Below are 15952 nucleotides of genomic sequence, written 5' to 3'. Positions count from 1 at the left end.
CTATCATGAGCGAAACCAATAACTCGAACGAGGTCGTCGTCAGCATTAAGAACCTCCAGAAGGCCTTTGGCGATAACGTGGTCCTGCGCGATATCGATCTGGATGTGCATAAGGGCGAGGTCGTCGTAGTTCTGGGTCCTTCGGGCTCGGGCAAGTCGACGATGCTTCGCTGCATCAATCGTCTGGAGCATCCTACGAGTGGTTCGATTGTCGTCGAGGGCGTGGATGTGTGCGCCAAGGGTGTCGACCTCAATAAGGTGCGTACGCACTTGGGCATGGTGTTTCAGCAGTTCAACCTGTTCCCGCACCTGTCGGTCAAAAAGAACGTCATGCTTGCGCAGCAGAAGGTGCTCAAGCGCAGCAAGGAAGAGGCCGAGAAGATCGCCGTCGAGGAGCTGACCAAGGTCGGTCTTGCCGAGCGTATCGACTTTATGCCGAGCCAGCTCTCGGGCGGCCAGCAGCAGCGCGTTGCCATCGCCCGCGCCCTGTCGATGAACCCTCACGTCATGCTCTTTGACGAGGCCACGTCGGCGCTCGATCCCGAGCTGGTTCGCGACGTTCTGGGTGTCATGCGCGACCTGGCACGCGATGGCATGACCATGATCGTCGTGACGCACGAGATGGGCTTTGCCCGCGACGTCGCCGACCGCGTCGTCTTTATGGACGGCGGCGTCATTGTGGAAAAGGGTACGCCGAGCGAGGTCTTCGACCACCCCAAGAGCGAGCGCACCAAGGCGTTCTTGGGCAATATCTCGTAGCCGGTTGATGTAACTGCCGTTATAAAAGAGCGGGGGCTGGACTTGAATCCAGCCCCCGCTCTTTTGTAGGGATGGGGATGCGCTTTGATGCAGGCTCTTTTGGAGGCCCTGGGTTCGTTACGCGAGCTCGGCTCCGAGGGCCTTGCAAGCGGTCTCGCCCTCATCATCGGGCGCATCGTAGCAAATGACGGAATCGACGACGTTGACGCCCGCCTCGTCGGCATCGGCCTTCCAGTTGTCCATCCACTCGCCCTCGGCCCACGAATAAGAGCCAAAGAGGACGACCTTCTTGTCACCGAGGGTCTCCTTGACCTCGTCCCACATAGGCTGGAACTCGTCATACTCAAGCTCCTCGGAACCCATGGCGGGGCAGCCGAAGGCAATGGCGTCATAGTTGGCGGCCTTGTCTGCGGAGAAGTCGGCGCAGGAGATGACCTCGGTCTCGGCACCCGCGGACGTGGCGCCTTCGGCGACGAAGTTTGCCATGGCCTCGGTGTTGCCCGTGCCGCTCCAGTAGACGACGGCGATCTTGCTCATATGTTTTCCTTTCGGTTGTGCGGCGTGCGGCCGCGTCTTGTATGCTCTATCGGGTTGCCTGGACAAGTTGTCCCAGGGTGCAGCCCTGTTGATAGATGTAGGTAAGGTATTGCGTGCATGCGCGATAGGAATCGAAGGTCGTGAGCGCCTGCTCAACGTTTGTGTATACCTTCCATGCGCCAAAGACCTTATAGTTTTCGCCGTGCTGGACGATAAACTGATGGACATCTTCGTAGGGATAGCCCAAAAAATAGCCAATTTCGTGGGGGAACTCGCATATGCACCCCGTATCGCAGTGCCTATTTCGCGCGAGTGCGCAGACGCTGCCGTCATAGGCGCTTTCTGCGGCATTGCTGCTTGCCAGCGTGATGCGCGCGGCGAGATGCACCAGGGATGCGAGCAGGTTGTGGACATCGTAACCTTCGGCGGCTAGCGCCGTCGTGGCACGGGGGTCGGAGAGGTATCGCATGAGGTCCGCAGGGCGATACACATAGATGAGCGCTCCGCAGGGGCGCCAGACCAAAACGCTCATATGGATTCCGAGTGGCTGGAGCTCGCGGTTGCATTGGGCTATGACGGCGAGCAGGCGAGAGCGTCGCCCTTCGATATGGGCGGCGCCGGGTTTTCCGTTTTGGTTGGCGTAAACGCCGGGATAGGTAAAGAGCGATGCCGGCTTGATGCTCGCGAGCGTGGGGGAGCAGTTGCGCACGACCGCTGCCTGAAACGTTGGAATGTCTATGGTTCGAGTCACGGCGCTCCTTACGGATTTAAACTGTTAGCCTAGGAAAACTTATACACGAAAGTAAGCCATGGTCAACAAAAAAGTTTGAAGAGGGAAACTAATTGACCGAACAGACATGATTTTGGGTTAAGATGGGGACACCCCATGGGGGTATCTAGATAGGGCTACTTGAAAGGGGAACGCATGAGTGACTTGCTCAGCCCTGCGAATTTCATCGTGCTGGCCGTCATTGCCGTCGGCATGTTTTTTGGACTGCGTCGCATTGCCGCTTCGACACACGGGAAGAGTTGTTGCAGCGATGGTGCGAGCGGCAAGAAGGCCAAAAAGGTTGTTGTGGTGGATACCGATGCGTCACACTATCCCTATAGCGATGAGCTGCTCATCGGCGGCATGAGCTGTGACGGCTGCGCTCAGAACGTGGCCAATGCCCTCAATGCACTGGATGGCGTGTGGGCAACGGTGACATATGCGGACCACACGGCACGCGTGCGCTCTAAGCAGCCGGTGGATCGTGATGTCCTCGAGACGGCCGTGAAAGACGCGGGCTACTACGTCATGACGCTGTAAGCGTCGCTCTGGATGCGCTTCCTTGGCTAGGCTCGTCCGCGCAGTTCGATGTCTTGGATGTCGTCGAAGTCGATGGCGATGTCTCGGAGCTTGAGGAGCTTGAAGGCGGGGAGCGCCTCGTCGAGGATGCCGGTGCGGCTGCGATAGCCGTATGTATCGTAATAGGTGACACGAACCAAGTCGCCACGTTTGAGACCCTCGAGTTTTTTAGAAAGCACGAGGGCTTTTTCTTCCGCGAGCTCACGTTTTGGCTCGACGGTGATTTCCTGCTTGCGCACGAGTTCGTAGTATCCCGTGAGGGCGGCAAAGGGCATAAACTGTGCGGCGCGGTTGGCGCGCACGGCACCGTTGGCAGTGAGGTTGGGGTCGGCGGCGCGGCGTCTGCCCTCGGGGTCCGCCAGGCGCTCGAAGGCGGTCGGCGGGCGCACGGGCTGTTGTTTGGGTTTAGGCACGGTGTCCTCCAACTTGTTCGTTGCGTTCGCGCGCGGTGGCGCCGGCGGTAAAGCTTAATCCCTTGACGAGCGCGTTCTTGCCGTACTTGCCTTTCACGGCCAGGACGGCGCGCGCCAGGTCGCGCTCGCGCTCATCGGCCTCGATATCGCTGAACAGATCGATGGTGGCAAATTCCTCGGGCATGAGGTTGCCAAATCCCAGGTTGATGCGCTTGACCGGTCGTTTGGGATCGACAGTCTGCGCCCAGAGCTCATCGAAATAGCCCATGATCTTCTTAAACGAATTGGTACGCTCGCTCAGCTTTCGCGAGGCGTTAGAGTGCGCAAAGAGTGCGGCATAGCCACCGCGCGGTTTGCCGCCATGCTCTCCCACAAAGATGCCATCGATTGCCTGCGCTTCGCGCACCAGGCGACGCCGTTCGTCATCGCGCTGGACGGGCTTGGGCGCACGGGGCGCGAGCTCGGGGCCGGCGGTTGCGGTGGGTTCGATACTCGACGTACTCGAGCGCAGGTGCCCGCATCCGTCCACATACTGCGCTGTACCGCTGGCGTCGAGGCGGCGTATGTCGGCGCGTTCGCTCGCGTAGCCCACAAAGAGCGAGATGCTGTCGCAGACCACGTGCTTATCGACCAAGTCTAAAACGGCGTTGTCGACCATCTCGCGCAAGACGGTATAGGCCTGTTCGTAGGCATAACCCTTCGAGAGCACCTGTCCTGTGGTGGTCGAAGTTGCTTGCGGGCGATAGGCTTGGATATCGGCGATGGTTGTCGGCTCGCGCCCGAAGGCATGGTCGATGAGATATTCGGCATTGACGCCGAGCTCGTCGTAAAGCAGGTTTTCGTCGAGCGCCGCGACGCCCATCAGATCGTAGACGCCGTATTTCTCGAGGCGGGCTGCCACGCCGGGACCGATGCCCCAGATATCGGTGATGGGACGATGGGGCCAGATCTCCTTGCGAAAGGTCTCGTCGTCGAGTATGCCGATGCGGCTGGGTACGTGCTTGGCGGTAATGTCGAGCGCTACCTTGGCCTGGAATAGGTTGGGGCCGATGCCGACCGTCGCCGTGATGCCGGTGCGCGCGAGGACCTCGTCGCGCAGCGTGCAGGCGAACCCTTCCGCATCTGTGTGATAGAGGTCCAGATAGGGCGTCACGTCGATAAAGCATTCATCGATTGAATAGACGTGAATGTCTTGCGGACTTACGTATTCCAGATAGATGCCGTAGATTTGCGCCGACACCTCCATATAGTGCTGCATGCGCGGTACGGCCGTGATGTAGTCGATGCCATCGGGAATCTCGAATAGGCGGCAGCGATTGTGAATCCCTAAGTCCTTCATGGCCTGCGTGATGGCGAGGCAGATGGTCGTGCGCCCGCGCGATTCGTCGGCAACGACCAGGTTGGTGGTGAGCGGATCGAGCCCACGGTCGACGCACTCGACGCTGGCATAAAACGTCTTGAGGTCGATGCAGATATAGGTGTGCTGCTCGTGCGCCATCCGTGTCCCTTCATCAAACACATGTTCTTATCGAATACCTGTTCGATAATACCCGCTCGTCCGGACGTCGTCAAAACCTGTCAAAAAGGGACTGGTTTGTTTTGGTAGGTATGGTCGTGCGGTTGGATCGGGTTTTAACGCAGCTCTAAAGAGTGCGAAACAGCTCGGAAAACCTCGCTTCGTAGCATGAGCCTAACGATTGATACCGCCTATACGCACGGAAGGGTTGTGGAAAAGATGGTCAATTATGGGTTTGGTATGCCGACGCGCCTTGTTGCGGATGGAGACGTGGCTCGCTGGTGCGGACGATTGGTCGCTCACTACGGTGGCACCAAGGCGCTGGTCGTGTTGGGCGGTGACAAACATACGCACGATGAGCTCGTCTCGGCGGCGCTCGGCTCGCTTGATCGAGCTCTGCTCGAACGCGTGCTTTTTCGCTGCGGCTTGGTCGGGGGCGATGGGGGAGACGATTTGGTCGATGAGGCCGTAGCCCTGGCGACCGACGAAGGCGTGGACTTTGTCCTGGCGATTGGCGATGCCGATACTGCCGGCTTTGCGCGCGAGCTCGCGCGTCGCATGGCGGCGCTCGATGCCGGCGAAGACGGCTTTGTGCCTTATGGATGCATTGTCTCGGAGGGCAAGGTGCCTGCTGTCGTGGGCACCGGCGAGGTTCCCGTTTTTGCCATTATCGCGCCCGAACTGCTGGAGGGCATCGGGTCTCCTCTGCGTGAGTTACTCGGTAGCGTCTGCGCCGCGGCCTAATATTTGCCATAAAAGGACGGGTTATTTTTGGTTGGTAAAGCGTTTGACCTGCCAAAATAAGCCTGTCCCTTTTTGATCGGTTGCCGTTTGGGGGCCGATTGGCAACGCTCGCTGATTGTAGTCTTGACCTGCGCTAGAATAGTGGCATCTGAATGTCCGGGCGCATGGAGGCGTGCGCCCGTATGCTGAGGAGGACTCTATGGCAACTGTTGCCGCACCTATCGATGCTACGTCGACTGCCGCTTGGAAGGCACTCGAGGCTCATCAGGAGAAGCTCGAGGCCGATGGTATCGACCTCAAGGCCTGGTTCGCCGCCGATGCCGAGCGCGTGAACAAGCTGAGCTTTGACGCCGGTGACCTGCACTTCGATCTGTCGAAGAACCTGGTGACCGATGAGACCGTCAAGCTGCTGTGCGATCTTGCCCGCGAGGTGAAGCTCGAGGAGCGCCGCGACGCCATGTTCTCCGGCGAGCACATTAACACCACCGAGGACCGCGCCGTCCTGCACACCGCGCTTCGCCGCCCCGCAACCGAGAGGGGCCAGCTCATCGTCGACGGCCAGGATGTCGTCGCCGACGTGCACGAGGTCCTCGACCGCATGTATGCCTTCGCCGAGCGCGTGCGCTCCGGTGAGTGGAAGGGCGTTACCGGCAAGAAGATCGAGCACCTGGTGTCCATCGGCATCGGCGGCTCCGATCTGGGCCCGGTCATGGCCTACGAGGCTCTGCGTCCCTATGCCGACGCCGGTATCGACTGCCGCTATATCTCCAACATCGACCCCAACGACCAGGCCGAGAAGCTCAAGGGCCTGGATCCCGAGACCACGCTCGTGATCATCGTCTCCAAGACCTTCACCACGCTCGAGACCCTCACCAACGCCCGCGAGGTCAAGACCTGGATGCTCGAGCAGCTCAAGGCCCAGGGCGCCATCGACGGCTCCGATGAGCAGAACGCCGAGGCCGTGGCAAAGCACTTCGTCGCCGTTTCCACCGCACTCGAGAAGGTTGAGGCCTTCGGTATCGACCCCGCCAACGCCTTCGGCTTCTGGAACTGGGTCGGCGGCCGCTACTCCGTCGACTCCGCCGTGGGCCTGTCGCTGATCGTCGTGCTCGGTCCCGAGCGCTTCCAGCAGTTCCTCGAGGGCTTCCACGCTATCGACGAGTACTTCTGCAACACGTCGCTCGAGAACAATGCCGTTGCGCTGATGGGCCTGCTCAACGTCTGGTACGTCAACTTCTTCGGTTCCAAGAGCCACGCCGTGCTGCCGTACTGCCAGTACCTGCATCGTTTCCCGGCCTACCTGCAGCAGCTCACCATGGAGTCCAACGGCAAGCATGTCCGCTGGGACGGCAGCGCCGTGACCTCCGACACCGGTGAGATCTTCTGGGGCGAGCCCGGCACCAACGGTCAGCACGCCTTCTACCAGCTGCTGCACCAGGGCACCGTGGTGGTCCCGGCCGATTTCATTGCCTTCGCCAATACCGCCAACCCTGCGACCGACAGCGGCCAGGACGTGCACGAGCTGTTCCTGGGCAACTTCCTGGCCCAGACCAAGGCGCTCGCCTTTGGTAAGACGGCCGATGAGGTGCGCGCCGAGGGCACGCCCGAGCAGATCGTCCCGGCCCGCTGCTTTGAGGGCAACCGTCCGACGACCTCGATCTTTGGCGACACGTTGACCCCGTTCGCACTCGGCGAGCTCATCGCCCTGTACGAGCACATCACGTTTGTCGAGGGCACGGTCTGGGGCATCGACTCCTACGACCAGTGGGGCGTCGAGCTGGGCAAGCAGCTTGCCAAGCAGATCACTCCAGCCTTCCATGACGACGCCGCCAAGGCCGAGCAGGACGCTTCGACCCAGGCGCTCATCGAGTTCTACCGCGCTCACCGCAAGTAGTCGCTGCTGTTAACGCATCGCGCCTTATAGTCAGGGGCCCGTATCCCATCGGATGCGGGCCCCTTTGCTTTGCCGTGGCCCCGGGGCGCACGGCCTTTAAGGATCTTCGCCGGAGCGTCGCGTGCTGCGAGGGCCCTGCGTCTAGAGCTCGGCCTCCGCATGGCCTCGCTGCGCCTCGGGCAGCTCCCCGTAGAGCGGATGGTCTTCGAGCCTAAAGCGCTCGACCTGTTCGGGAGTGCAGCCGCGCACAAAGAGCCACGAGCGATCGATCGGCGTCGCCATGAGCGTGCTGGGCAGCGCGTCGGCGCGGTCGGAAAACACCCGGGCGCTCTCGGGATCCTGGAACGCCAGCACCAGATGCGTGTCGCAGTTGCCCATGATGGAGCGTGCGCGTGCCTCGCCATAGAGCGCATCGAGCTGGTTGGTCGACTGCAGCAGCAGCGTTGCCCAGATGTTGCGGCTTCGGATAATCGAGAGCACGTTGTCGATCTGGGGGATCTGCAGATTTGCGAAGTCATCGAGCATAAAGCGCACGGGCACGGGCAGGCTGCCGTCGGGCTGCCTATCGGCCTCACGAATGAGGCCCATAAACGCCTGCGAAATAAAGAGGCCGGTCAGCGGATCGAGATTGCGGTCAATATCGCTCACGGTTACAAACAGGGCGCAGGGGGTGTGTCCCATGGAAGCGAAGTCCACCTGATGGCACTCACGATAGAGCTGTGCCGCACCGTCGAATCCCAGACACATGACCTTTTCGGCAAGGATGCCGACGATGCTCGCGTGCATGCGCTCGGCATTTTGCGTAATGGCGTAGCGCCGCCATAGCGAGAGGGCATAGCTTTGGGGGTCGGTCGTGATCAGGTCGTCAAACAATCGACCTGTGGCACCGTCCTGCAGGTGCTCGATCAGCTTGATGACCGAGCTGATCGTCTGCTCGTCGGCGGGTAGCTGTTCGGTGACGTAGGCGATAAGACACGACAGCAGGTTTGCCGCCGCATGATCCCAAAAAGGCTGGTTGTTGTCCTCGATGGGGCAGATGGCCTTTGCCACCGAGAGGATGTCCTGCTGGTTGGGCCTGCCGTCCGCCTTGCGGTGAATGTGCCTCAGGGGGTTGTAGCCGCAGCGCTCGATGCCGGGCGCAAGGGCCGGGACGGTGTTGAGGTCGGCGAAGTTGAGACATTGCACGCGGTAACCGTGGGCTGCCAGCACGGGTCCCACTTCGCGACAGAGCGTGCCTTTGGTGTCGAGCACGATGTAGCTTGCGTTCATTTGCAGCAGGTTGGGCTTGAGGACGTTTCGGGTCTTGCCGGCTCCCGAGGGGCCGATCACAAGTGCATTGTTGTTGAGTCCCGTTTGGCGGGTGTCGCAGGAAAGCGTTCGATCCTTGGCGAGGATGGTGGACGATGCGGACTCAGATGCGGCGAGACGGCTGGCGAGGTTAGACATGGGCGACCTCCTTGGTGGTCGAGAGGATTTCGTGGGCAAAGCCGAGCTCGACGGCGCGCTCGGCCGAAAGGTAGGTGTCTTTTGCCGTGAGTGTTTGGATGCGCTTGGGCGTGAGGCCGCTGCGGTCCGAGAGGATTTGCGTGAGGGTCTTGCGGGTCTGCATGAGACGCCGGCTGGTTTCCTGCAGCGCAAGTGCCGAGCCGCCTGCCCCCTGGGGGATCAGCGGGTCGTGAATCATGAGCTCTGCATGGGGCGCCATGCGGCGATCGTCGCCGCCCATAAAGATCACGGCGCCCATGGACGCGGCGAATTCCAGGCAGACGGTGCGGATGGGGCACGATGCGAGGCGCATGGCGTCATAGATCGCAAGACCCGATCGCACGCTTCCGCCGACGCTGGCGACAAATATGGTGATGGGGCGGCTGGGGTCGGTGGCATCGAGCAGGCGGATCTGCTGGCATAGGTCGTGGGCCATCGGGGTTTCGATGTTTCCCATGACGGAGAGCTCGCGACGGGCGAGCATCTCATCGTAAATGCTGGTGAGCGTGATACCTCGGGCGGATTCACGCATGGTGAGGGGGCTGATGATGGGGGAATGATTGGTGTCCATGAGGACTCCTTTCTGTTGGTTGTGTTGTGGAATAGGATTGTTGCCCGCGGAGGGGCTGGCGGGCTACAGGGTTCGTCCGAGCCTGAGATCGAGCTCGGTTGTGGGGCAGGCTGCCTGTTCGTGCGGCTCGCAAGCGCCAAGGGCTCCAAAGCGATAGAGCGTTGCGGCGGGCGTGGTGTAGGCGAGCCGCAGCTGATGCTCGACAGGGGCACATCCGTCATTTTTGTAATGAGCCGCGTAGTACTGCGCGATGCTGGCGTTCATCTCGCTGCCATTGCGATGGCGCTCAAACTGGCGTCTGCAGGTCTCGATGATCTTTGCTACCGACTTGGGTGCCGTCGCGGGAACAAGGGCGAGATAGCCCTCAAATAGCTCGTTGATGCTCAGGAGGCACAGCAGGTCGATCAGCGTCCTTATGGCTACTCCCTCGGCAGAAAAGTGCGCGGTCATGCGGTTATATCGGTTGCGGTCGACGATGGCCGCATGGGGTCTTGGAGTTTTCTGCCCCGTGGTCCCGGGCTTTTGCCGCGCCTGTGTATTGAGCTCGATGTTGCAGCGCTTGAGGCCGTCCAACGGAAGGAACAGTGCGGTGCGCAGGGTGTTCCGCTTGCTTTCGAGTTCATGACGCTCGTCGGGTTCCCATTCGAGCTTGAGTTTCGTGTCGAGCGCCGTAAGCATATGGGCTAGGCAGCCTACGGTAAGAACGTACGAATCGTTGTCGCGTTTTGGGGCATAGGGGTCTGTCAGCTTGCGAATGTCGGGGTCGCCCATGATCTTTGTGCAGCGCTTCAGCAGTTGAGGGTGGTCGGCCAAGATCGTCGCGAGCGGTAGCGACGCGTAGTTCTTGATGGTCGCGGCGGCAAAGGCGGCGTCATATTCGTTTGCATATGCTCGCTCAATGCGGGCATCCAGAATGCTTTTCTTATCGCCGTCTTCAGCGCGGTGGTTTGTCATAGCTTCTCCAATCGGTTGATGTTCGTGCTGTTTGTTGATGTGTTGGTTGTCGTGAGTGATGTGCTTGCCGTGGGTGATGTGCTGACGTTGGGGTGCTATGCGGTTTTCAATGAGCCCGTGAGGCAGTTGCTGCAGGGGCGGGATGGAACGGCCCATGCAAGGCGGAAGGCATCGTGCTCAAAATCGAGACAGCAATGCCCTGGGTGCCTCACATGTGGCAGTTACCTCATTAAGTTGTCATTGCGTTTGGGGTTGTACTTTGCCGATCTTCCTTCTCTTACACGCTAAAAACTGAAATTTCATATGCTCGATCTACTTAAAACCGCAACGGCGGTCTTTTATCAACTTATATGTCGGAACGCGTCTTTGCAAGTACTTTTTTGCGTTTGTTTCAAATGGGGTGGTTTTGCAACCGTCACGCGCCACGCTATGCGAACGTGCCCCTTTTCTGTTGTCGGTCGGATACGATGAGTCGCGTGACGTCGTCAGAGGTCGAATTCGACCGCTAACGACGTTGTGCAGCTCATCATTTCTGGCCGCAAACAGTAAAGGGGCATGAGGGTGTATTGAGGGGGGATGTCTTGCTGTCGGCATCCGCGTGCGGTGCCATTCGCTGTCTGTAAATATACGTTTACAGCTAATTTCATACCACTTGTCGGAATGCGGACGCTGTCCTTGTATGTCGGGCGTACATTGAACGTGGTATTTCGCGTGAAACCACGAATCGGTTGTCAGTCCTGAACAAGGAGGCCCAGCATGACACTTGCCAAACCCATCAATAAATACATCGACTATATCGATGCCCCCGAGGACACGTTTGAGCAGTATGTCGAGAAGGCGTTAAAGTACAACTTTCGCTGCGTATTCGCGAACCTTCAGGAGTACGAGACGGGCCGCGCCATGCTCGAGGGCTCTGACATCATCCTTGCCGGCGCCATCGACTTTCCCCAGGGCACTATGACGCTTGAGGAGAAGCTTGCGAGGTTTGAGGAATACGCTGCGTGTGGCTTTACCGAGATTGACTACGTTTTGAATCAGGGGTCGATCGAGAACCGCGATTTTGATGCCATCGAGCGCGAGATGACTACCATTGCTGATTTTTGTCGCGCGCATGGCATCACTGACAAGGTAATCGTCGAGATGTGCAAGCTGGACGGCGACGACGCCGCCAAGCGCCGTGTATGCGAGATCGCGCTGGAGGCCAAGCCGGGATTCCTTAAGACATCGACCGGCAGAAGCTTTGGCGGTGCTAAGCTCGAGGACGTGCGGCTGATGCACGAGGTGCTCGGCGATGCCGTGGCAATCAAGGCGGCGGGCGGTATCCATAATTACGAAGAGGCTTGCGCATTCATCGAGGCCGGCGCCAGCGCGTTAGGCGCATCGGCGGGCATCGCGATCGTCGAGGGCGCACCGACGGATGAGCGTCGCTAGCAGACGTATTTGACCTGAGCGATAAAGCTTCACGACCACACGCCGTTCATGTTCGAGACAATATGACTTTTTGCCCGTTGTAAACGGAGTCGCGATGGGTGTTCTGTATGATGGCTCAGACAAGGTTGTTCAATGACAGGGAGGCATATATGGCAATCAAAGCCATCGCGATGGATATCGACGGTACGCTCACCAACGATCAGAAAGTGATTAGCCCGCGTACGCGCGAGAAGCTGCTCGCGGCGCAGGAGTCGGGCATTAAGCTCATCTTGGCTTCGGGCCGTCCCGCATGGGGACTGCACGCCTTGGCGCAGGAGCTCGACCTTCAAAACCATGACGGTCTGCTGGTTGCCTTTAATGGCGCGCATGTGGTCGACGCTCAGACCGATGAGGTCCTTTTTGACCAGGCTATGCCGGCTGACGAGCTGCACCGTCTGATTGATCACCTGCGTAATTTTGACGTGATCCCTATGATTTCGCTCGGTCGCGATTTGCATGTCGTGGATTCGTATCACTGCATGATCACGCTGCCTGACGGCTCGCAGAAAAACATCGTCAAATACGAGCGCGATGCGTGCGATCTTAAGATTCGCGAGGTGGAGAGCCTGCATGAGGTCGCTGATGCTTATCCCGTGGACAAGCTGCTGACGGCGGGCGATCCGGCCTACCTGCAGGCGCATTACGAGGAGATGTATGCGCCCTTTAAGCAGACGCTTTCGGGCATGTTTACGGCCGACTGGTACTTTGAGTACACGGCGCCCGGTATCGACAAGGCCCGCGCACTCGAGGGTGCCCTGCCCAAGCTCGGCATCGATGCCAGTGAGGTCGTATCGTTTGGCGACGGCCAGAACGACAAGTCCATGATTGAGTGGGCCGGCACCGGTGTTGCCATGGGTAACGCCGTCGAAGAGGTTAAGGCTGTAGCCCAGATGGTGACCGCCGATAACAACGAAGATGGCATTGCGGTGGCGCTGGATAAGCTGCTGGGTTAGAATCGCCGATTAATGCATGGCTCGGGCGCCTGCTTGCGGGCGTCCTTTTGCTAGGGAGGGTGCCGTGTCCGCATTTCCGTTCGACGCCGTTATCTTTGACATGGACGGCGTCATTGTCGATACCGAGTATTACTACCTGGGCGAGACTGCCGCGTTTGCCAAGGAGCTTGGGCTTAACCTGACTCAAGAGGAGTTGAATGGGCAGGTCGGTACCTCGCATCAGTTCTTCCTGCATATGTTGGTCGATTGGTTTGAGCGCGCCGGTAAGGGGCATTTCACTGGCGAGGAAGCGTTGGCCCGTTGGGACGAGTGGGCGCATGAGCGTCCGCGCGACTATCAGGCTTTGATTAACCCAGGCGCCGTGGATACGATTCGAGAGCTGCCGCGCCGCGGCGTTCGCGTGGCGCTTGCCAGCTCGTCTCCCATGGATAGCATCGAGGAAGTGCTCAACGCATGCGGGCTGTCGGATGCCTTTGAGTATGTGGTGAGCGGCGAGCAGTTTAAGGAGAGCAAGCCCGAGCCCGACATCTACCTGCATGCGCTGGACCTGCTGGGGCTGCCCGCGAATCGCTGCTGCTGCGTTGAGGATTCGGTGCCTGGCATCACTGCCGGCAAGCGAGCCGGCCTGACAGTCATTGCCAAGCGCGAGGAGCGCTTTGGCTTTAGCCAGGATGCCGCGGACAAGATTATCGACCAGCTGCCGGAGCTGCTCACGCTTTCTTAGGAGCGCGGTAGTTGCGCGTTTTTCGGGTCAGATGAGTAAATAGCCAACATCTTGGTGCGGCAGCAAGCATACTTTATGCTAATGCGGGCTCAAGGGCTTGTTGAATGCCCTTGAGCCCGCTTTTGACTTAATTGTGCTGGGAGAGGGTATATGCCACCGACTGAAGGGCTAACTGACGGTAAAGCAGCGATACCGCTGTACCAACAGGTTATCGATATCATCAAAAACGAAATCAACTCCGGTGCCTACAAGGCAGGTGCGCGGATACCCAACGAATTCGAATTGGCTGAGAGCTATAAAGTTGGCCGCGTTACCGTGCGACGCGCTATTGAGGAGCTCGTCCAACAGGGCTATCTAACGAAGCGACAGGGGAAAGGCACGTTTGTCAATGCCCCCAAGCTCAAGCGCAAGATTCGCCAGAAGGATGACGTCCAGAGTTTTTCAGACGCATGCTGCGTTAACGGAATGGAACCGGGGGCGCGTGTCATTTCGAGAAAGATACTGCCGGCGGATTCCACCGAAGCACAGTTCTTTGGTGTTTCCGTTGGAACTGACTTGATTTGCGTCGAGCGTGTGCGTACTGCCGATGGCGTCCCCGTCATGCTCGAGAACAACATATACGTTTACGAGGACAACGCCTATCTATCAACGGCACCTCTATCTAACCAATCCATTTTTGAGTTCGTGCGCAACCAGACGGGCCGCATGCCCGCGTTTACCGACCCGTGCACGCTCGAGATCGCGTGCGCATCGCCCGAGGTCGCTCGGTTGCTGGCGGTTCCCGTTGGCGAACCCTTGTTTTATATGGAAGCCTTCTTTTTCGATGAGCAACGGCGGCCGTTTATCATCGGTCGTCAGCGGATCGTTGGCTCTCGCTACGTTTTTGACATCTAGGACATTGCGAATGGAAGCGCCCGGTGGATCATCTCACCGGGCGTTTCCATACCGTTCGCGGTGCGAACGCAACCGTTCAACCGCGTTGCGGCAATCAGTTTGAAATTATCTTGATGACGGGAAAAGCTGCTGGTAATCTATGGGACGTCATAGAACGTTTGCCTTGTGCAAGCGTTGAAGCGAGATGCGATGCAGTCTCGAGTTCTTTGGAGGTATCTATGTCAGATACGAAGGCGAAGAAGACAAACAGACGTTTTAAGTTCAAATTACCGCATGTCTATACGATCATGTTCTTGCTGATCGTTGTCTTTGCGGTCCTGACTTGGATCGTTCCCTCTGGTCAGTATCAGCGCAAGACGATTTCGACAGCGGCGGGCGAGCGTGAAGTCGCCGTTGCTGGAACCTATGAACAGGTCGATAAGAACTACACCGATTCCGAGACCGGCGAGACCATCAATCTGGGTCAGGATATCTTCGCGGTCCTGCAAGCGCCCACCAAGGGTATCCAGGAGGCTGCCGACGTCGTTGCGTTCGTCTTATTGATTGGCGGATCGTTCGCAATCATCACCAAGACCAACGCTTTGAACGCCGGCATGAGCCGTGTGATTAAAAAGCTCAAGAACAAGGACATCCTCATCATTCCCATCACGATGACGTTGCTGTCCATTTGCGGCACTACGTTTGGCATGTCTGAGGAAGCCCTGCCGTTCTATGCCATCTTCATTCCCATCATGATGGGTATCGGGTATGACTCGATGACGGCATTCATCATCTGCTTCCTTGGTCCTAACTTGGGATATTGTGCTTCGACCATCGACCCGTTTAATGTTTTGATCGCCCAAGGCATCATTGGCATCGAGGGTAATCCGCAACTGTGGCTGCGTGCCGTTTCTTGGGTCATCTTCACTGCCGTCGGTATCGCATGGGCCATGCGCTACGCCATGCGCGTCAAGAAAAACCCCGAGTCGTCCATTGTGTACGAGGACGATAAGCTCAAGCGTATTGAGTTTTCCGTGACCGATGCCTCCATCGAGGAAGAGTTCACTATCCGTCAGAAGCTCGTGCTTATCGATTTTGCTTGCGGTATGGGCATTATCGTCTGGGGTCTTGTTACCCAGGGCTGGTACATGAATGAGATTTCCGCCGTGTTCCTTGGCATGGGCTTGCTTGCCGGTATCCTGGGCGGTCTTGACCAGCAGACGATCGCAGAGGAGTTCGTTAAGGGCCTCGCCGACTTTGCGTACGCTGCCATCGTTATCGGTATCGCTCGCGGTATTCTGGTCATCGCCGAGGGCGGCATGATCATCGACACCATCCTCCAGGCGCTCGCTACTGCGCTTGCCGGTGCACCCGCCGCCGTCTACACCACGTTTATGTATATCGTCCTTGGCCTGCTCTCTTTGCTGGTTCCCTCGAGTTCTGGCCTGGCGGCGCTCACCATGCCCGTTATGGGCCCTCTGACCGAGCTCATGGGCCTCAATCCCGAGGCTGCCGTTACCGCGCTCCAGTTTGCTAATCAGACCATCAACACCATCAGTCCCGTGGCGGGCATGACGGTCGCCGGCCTTGCCGTGGCTAAGATTTCGTTTGGCCAATGGTGGAAGACCATTTGGAAGTTCTTCATTTTCATGGTCGTCTTTGGCCTGATCGTAACGGCAATCTCTGGCATGCTTCCGGTGTAGGTGGTTGTG

Annotated in this window: 16 protein-coding genes; 9 read left to right on the top strand and 7 right to left on the bottom strand. The window is 58.6% G+C overall.

The genetic code is table 11. The features are described from left to right. The first annotated feature begins 5 nt into the window (after positions 1-5). On the top strand, positions 6-758 hold the full coding sequence (locus ABHU32_RS06160; protein WP_346979397.1) for an amino acid ABC transporter ATP-binding protein: 753 nt from the start codon (positions 6-8) through the stop codon (positions 756-758). Between the two features lie 117 nt (positions 759-875). Here the strand turns inward: ABHU32_RS06160 and ABHU32_RS06155 are convergent, their stop codons facing one another. Further along, entirely contained in the window at positions 876-1295 is a 420-nt protein-coding gene (locus ABHU32_RS06155; RefSeq protein WP_346979396.1) for a flavodoxin, read from the bottom strand. 46 nt (positions 1296-1341) lie between these two features. Continuing rightward, entirely contained in the window at positions 1342-2046 is a 705-nt protein-coding gene (locus tag ABHU32_RS06150; protein ID WP_346979395.1) for a DUF3793 family protein, read from the bottom strand. A 174-nt stretch (positions 2047-2220) separates the two neighbouring features. On the opposite strand from ABHU32_RS06150, the gene ABHU32_RS06145 reads away from it, so the two are divergent. Then, entirely contained in the window at positions 2221-2604 is a 384-nt protein-coding gene (locus tag ABHU32_RS06145) for a heavy-metal-associated domain-containing protein (protein ID WP_346979394.1), read from the top strand. 26 nt (positions 2605-2630) lie between these two features. Here the strand turns inward: ABHU32_RS06145 and ABHU32_RS06140 are convergent, their stop codons facing one another. Then, positions 2631-3056, bottom strand: coding sequence for a hypothetical protein (locus tag ABHU32_RS06140; RefSeq protein ID WP_346979393.1), 426 nt, complete (start codon positions 3054-3056; stop codon positions 2631-2633). Further along, entirely contained in the window at positions 3049-4554 is a 1506-nt protein-coding gene (locus ABHU32_RS06135) for a Y-family DNA polymerase (RefSeq protein WP_346979392.1), read from the bottom strand. The genes ABHU32_RS06140 and ABHU32_RS06135 overlap by 8 nt, the downstream gene beginning before the upstream one ends. Before the next feature lie 237 nt (positions 4555-4791). On the opposite strand from ABHU32_RS06135, the gene ABHU32_RS06130 reads away from it, so the two are divergent. Both ABHU32_RS06130 and pgi read left to right on the top strand, forming a co-directional pair. Beyond that, positions 4792-5316 (top strand): iron-containing alcohol dehydrogenase, encoded by a 525-nt coding sequence (locus ABHU32_RS06130; protein WP_158558624.1) that lies wholly within the window; start codon positions 4792-4794, stop codon positions 5314-5316. 199 nt (positions 5317-5515) lie between these two features. After that, positions 5516-7210: a glucose-6-phosphate isomerase gene (gene pgi, locus ABHU32_RS06125; protein ID WP_346979391.1), complete on the top strand. Its 1695-nt coding sequence runs from the start codon at positions 5516-5518 to the stop codon at positions 7208-7210. A 141-nt stretch (positions 7211-7351) separates the two neighbouring features. Here pgi and ABHU32_RS06120 read toward each other — a convergent pair whose 3' ends face one another. From ABHU32_RS06120 to ABHU32_RS06110, 3 genes are all read right to left on the bottom strand, one after another. Next, on the bottom strand, positions 7352-8656 hold the full coding sequence (locus ABHU32_RS06120) for a VirD4-like conjugal transfer protein, CD1115 family (protein WP_346979390.1): 1305 nt from the start codon (positions 8654-8656) through the stop codon (positions 7352-7354). After that, entirely contained in the window at positions 8649-9266 is a 618-nt protein-coding gene (locus tag ABHU32_RS06115) for an ATP-dependent Clp protease proteolytic subunit (protein ID WP_346979389.1), read from the bottom strand. Before ABHU32_RS06115 ends, ABHU32_RS06120 begins: the two co-directional genes overlap by 8 nt. A gap of 63 nt (positions 9267-9329) precedes the next feature. Next, complete coding sequence (locus ABHU32_RS06110; RefSeq protein ID WP_346979388.1) at positions 9330-10220, bottom strand: hypothetical protein; 891 nt, start codon at positions 10218-10220, stop codon at positions 9330-9332. 756 nt (positions 10221-10976) lie between these two features. Between ABHU32_RS06110 and deoC the strand changes: the two genes are divergently transcribed. The 5 genes from deoC to ABHU32_RS06085 all read left to right on the top strand — a co-directional run bounded on the left by deoC (position 10977) and on the right by ABHU32_RS06085 (position 15943). Then, positions 10977-11651 (top strand): deoxyribose-phosphate aldolase, encoded by a 675-nt coding sequence (gene deoC, locus ABHU32_RS06105; RefSeq protein WP_022094433.1) that lies wholly within the window; start codon positions 10977-10979, stop codon positions 11649-11651. Positions 11652-11800: 149 nt separating this feature from the next. Beyond that, positions 11801-12643 carry a Cof-type HAD-IIB family hydrolase gene (locus ABHU32_RS06100; protein WP_161115768.1) on the top strand — a complete coding sequence of 281 codons (843 nt, stop codon included), beginning with the start codon at positions 11801-11803 and terminating at the stop codon, positions 12641-12643. A 64-nt stretch (positions 12644-12707) separates the two neighbouring features. Then, positions 12708-13367, top strand: a complete 660-nt coding sequence (locus ABHU32_RS06095; RefSeq protein WP_346979387.1) for an HAD family hydrolase — start codon at positions 12708-12710, stop codon at positions 13365-13367. A 150-nt stretch (positions 13368-13517) separates the two neighbouring features. Then, on the top strand, positions 13518-14261 hold the full coding sequence (locus ABHU32_RS06090) for a GntR family transcriptional regulator (protein WP_346979386.1): 744 nt from the start codon (positions 13518-13520) through the stop codon (positions 14259-14261). Between the two features lie 218 nt (positions 14262-14479). Beyond that, on the top strand, positions 14480-15943 hold the full coding sequence (locus ABHU32_RS06085; protein ID WP_148332757.1) for a YfcC family protein: 1464 nt from the start codon (positions 14480-14482) through the stop codon (positions 15941-15943). Positions 15944-15952 lie beyond the last annotated feature (9 nt).

The sequence above is a fragment of the Collinsella aerofaciens genome (assembly GCF_039758965.1).
GTDB lineage: Bacteria > Actinomycetota > Coriobacteriia > Coriobacteriales > Coriobacteriaceae > Collinsella > Collinsella aerofaciens_BR.
This window is presented reverse-complemented; position numbering and strand designations above follow the sequence as displayed.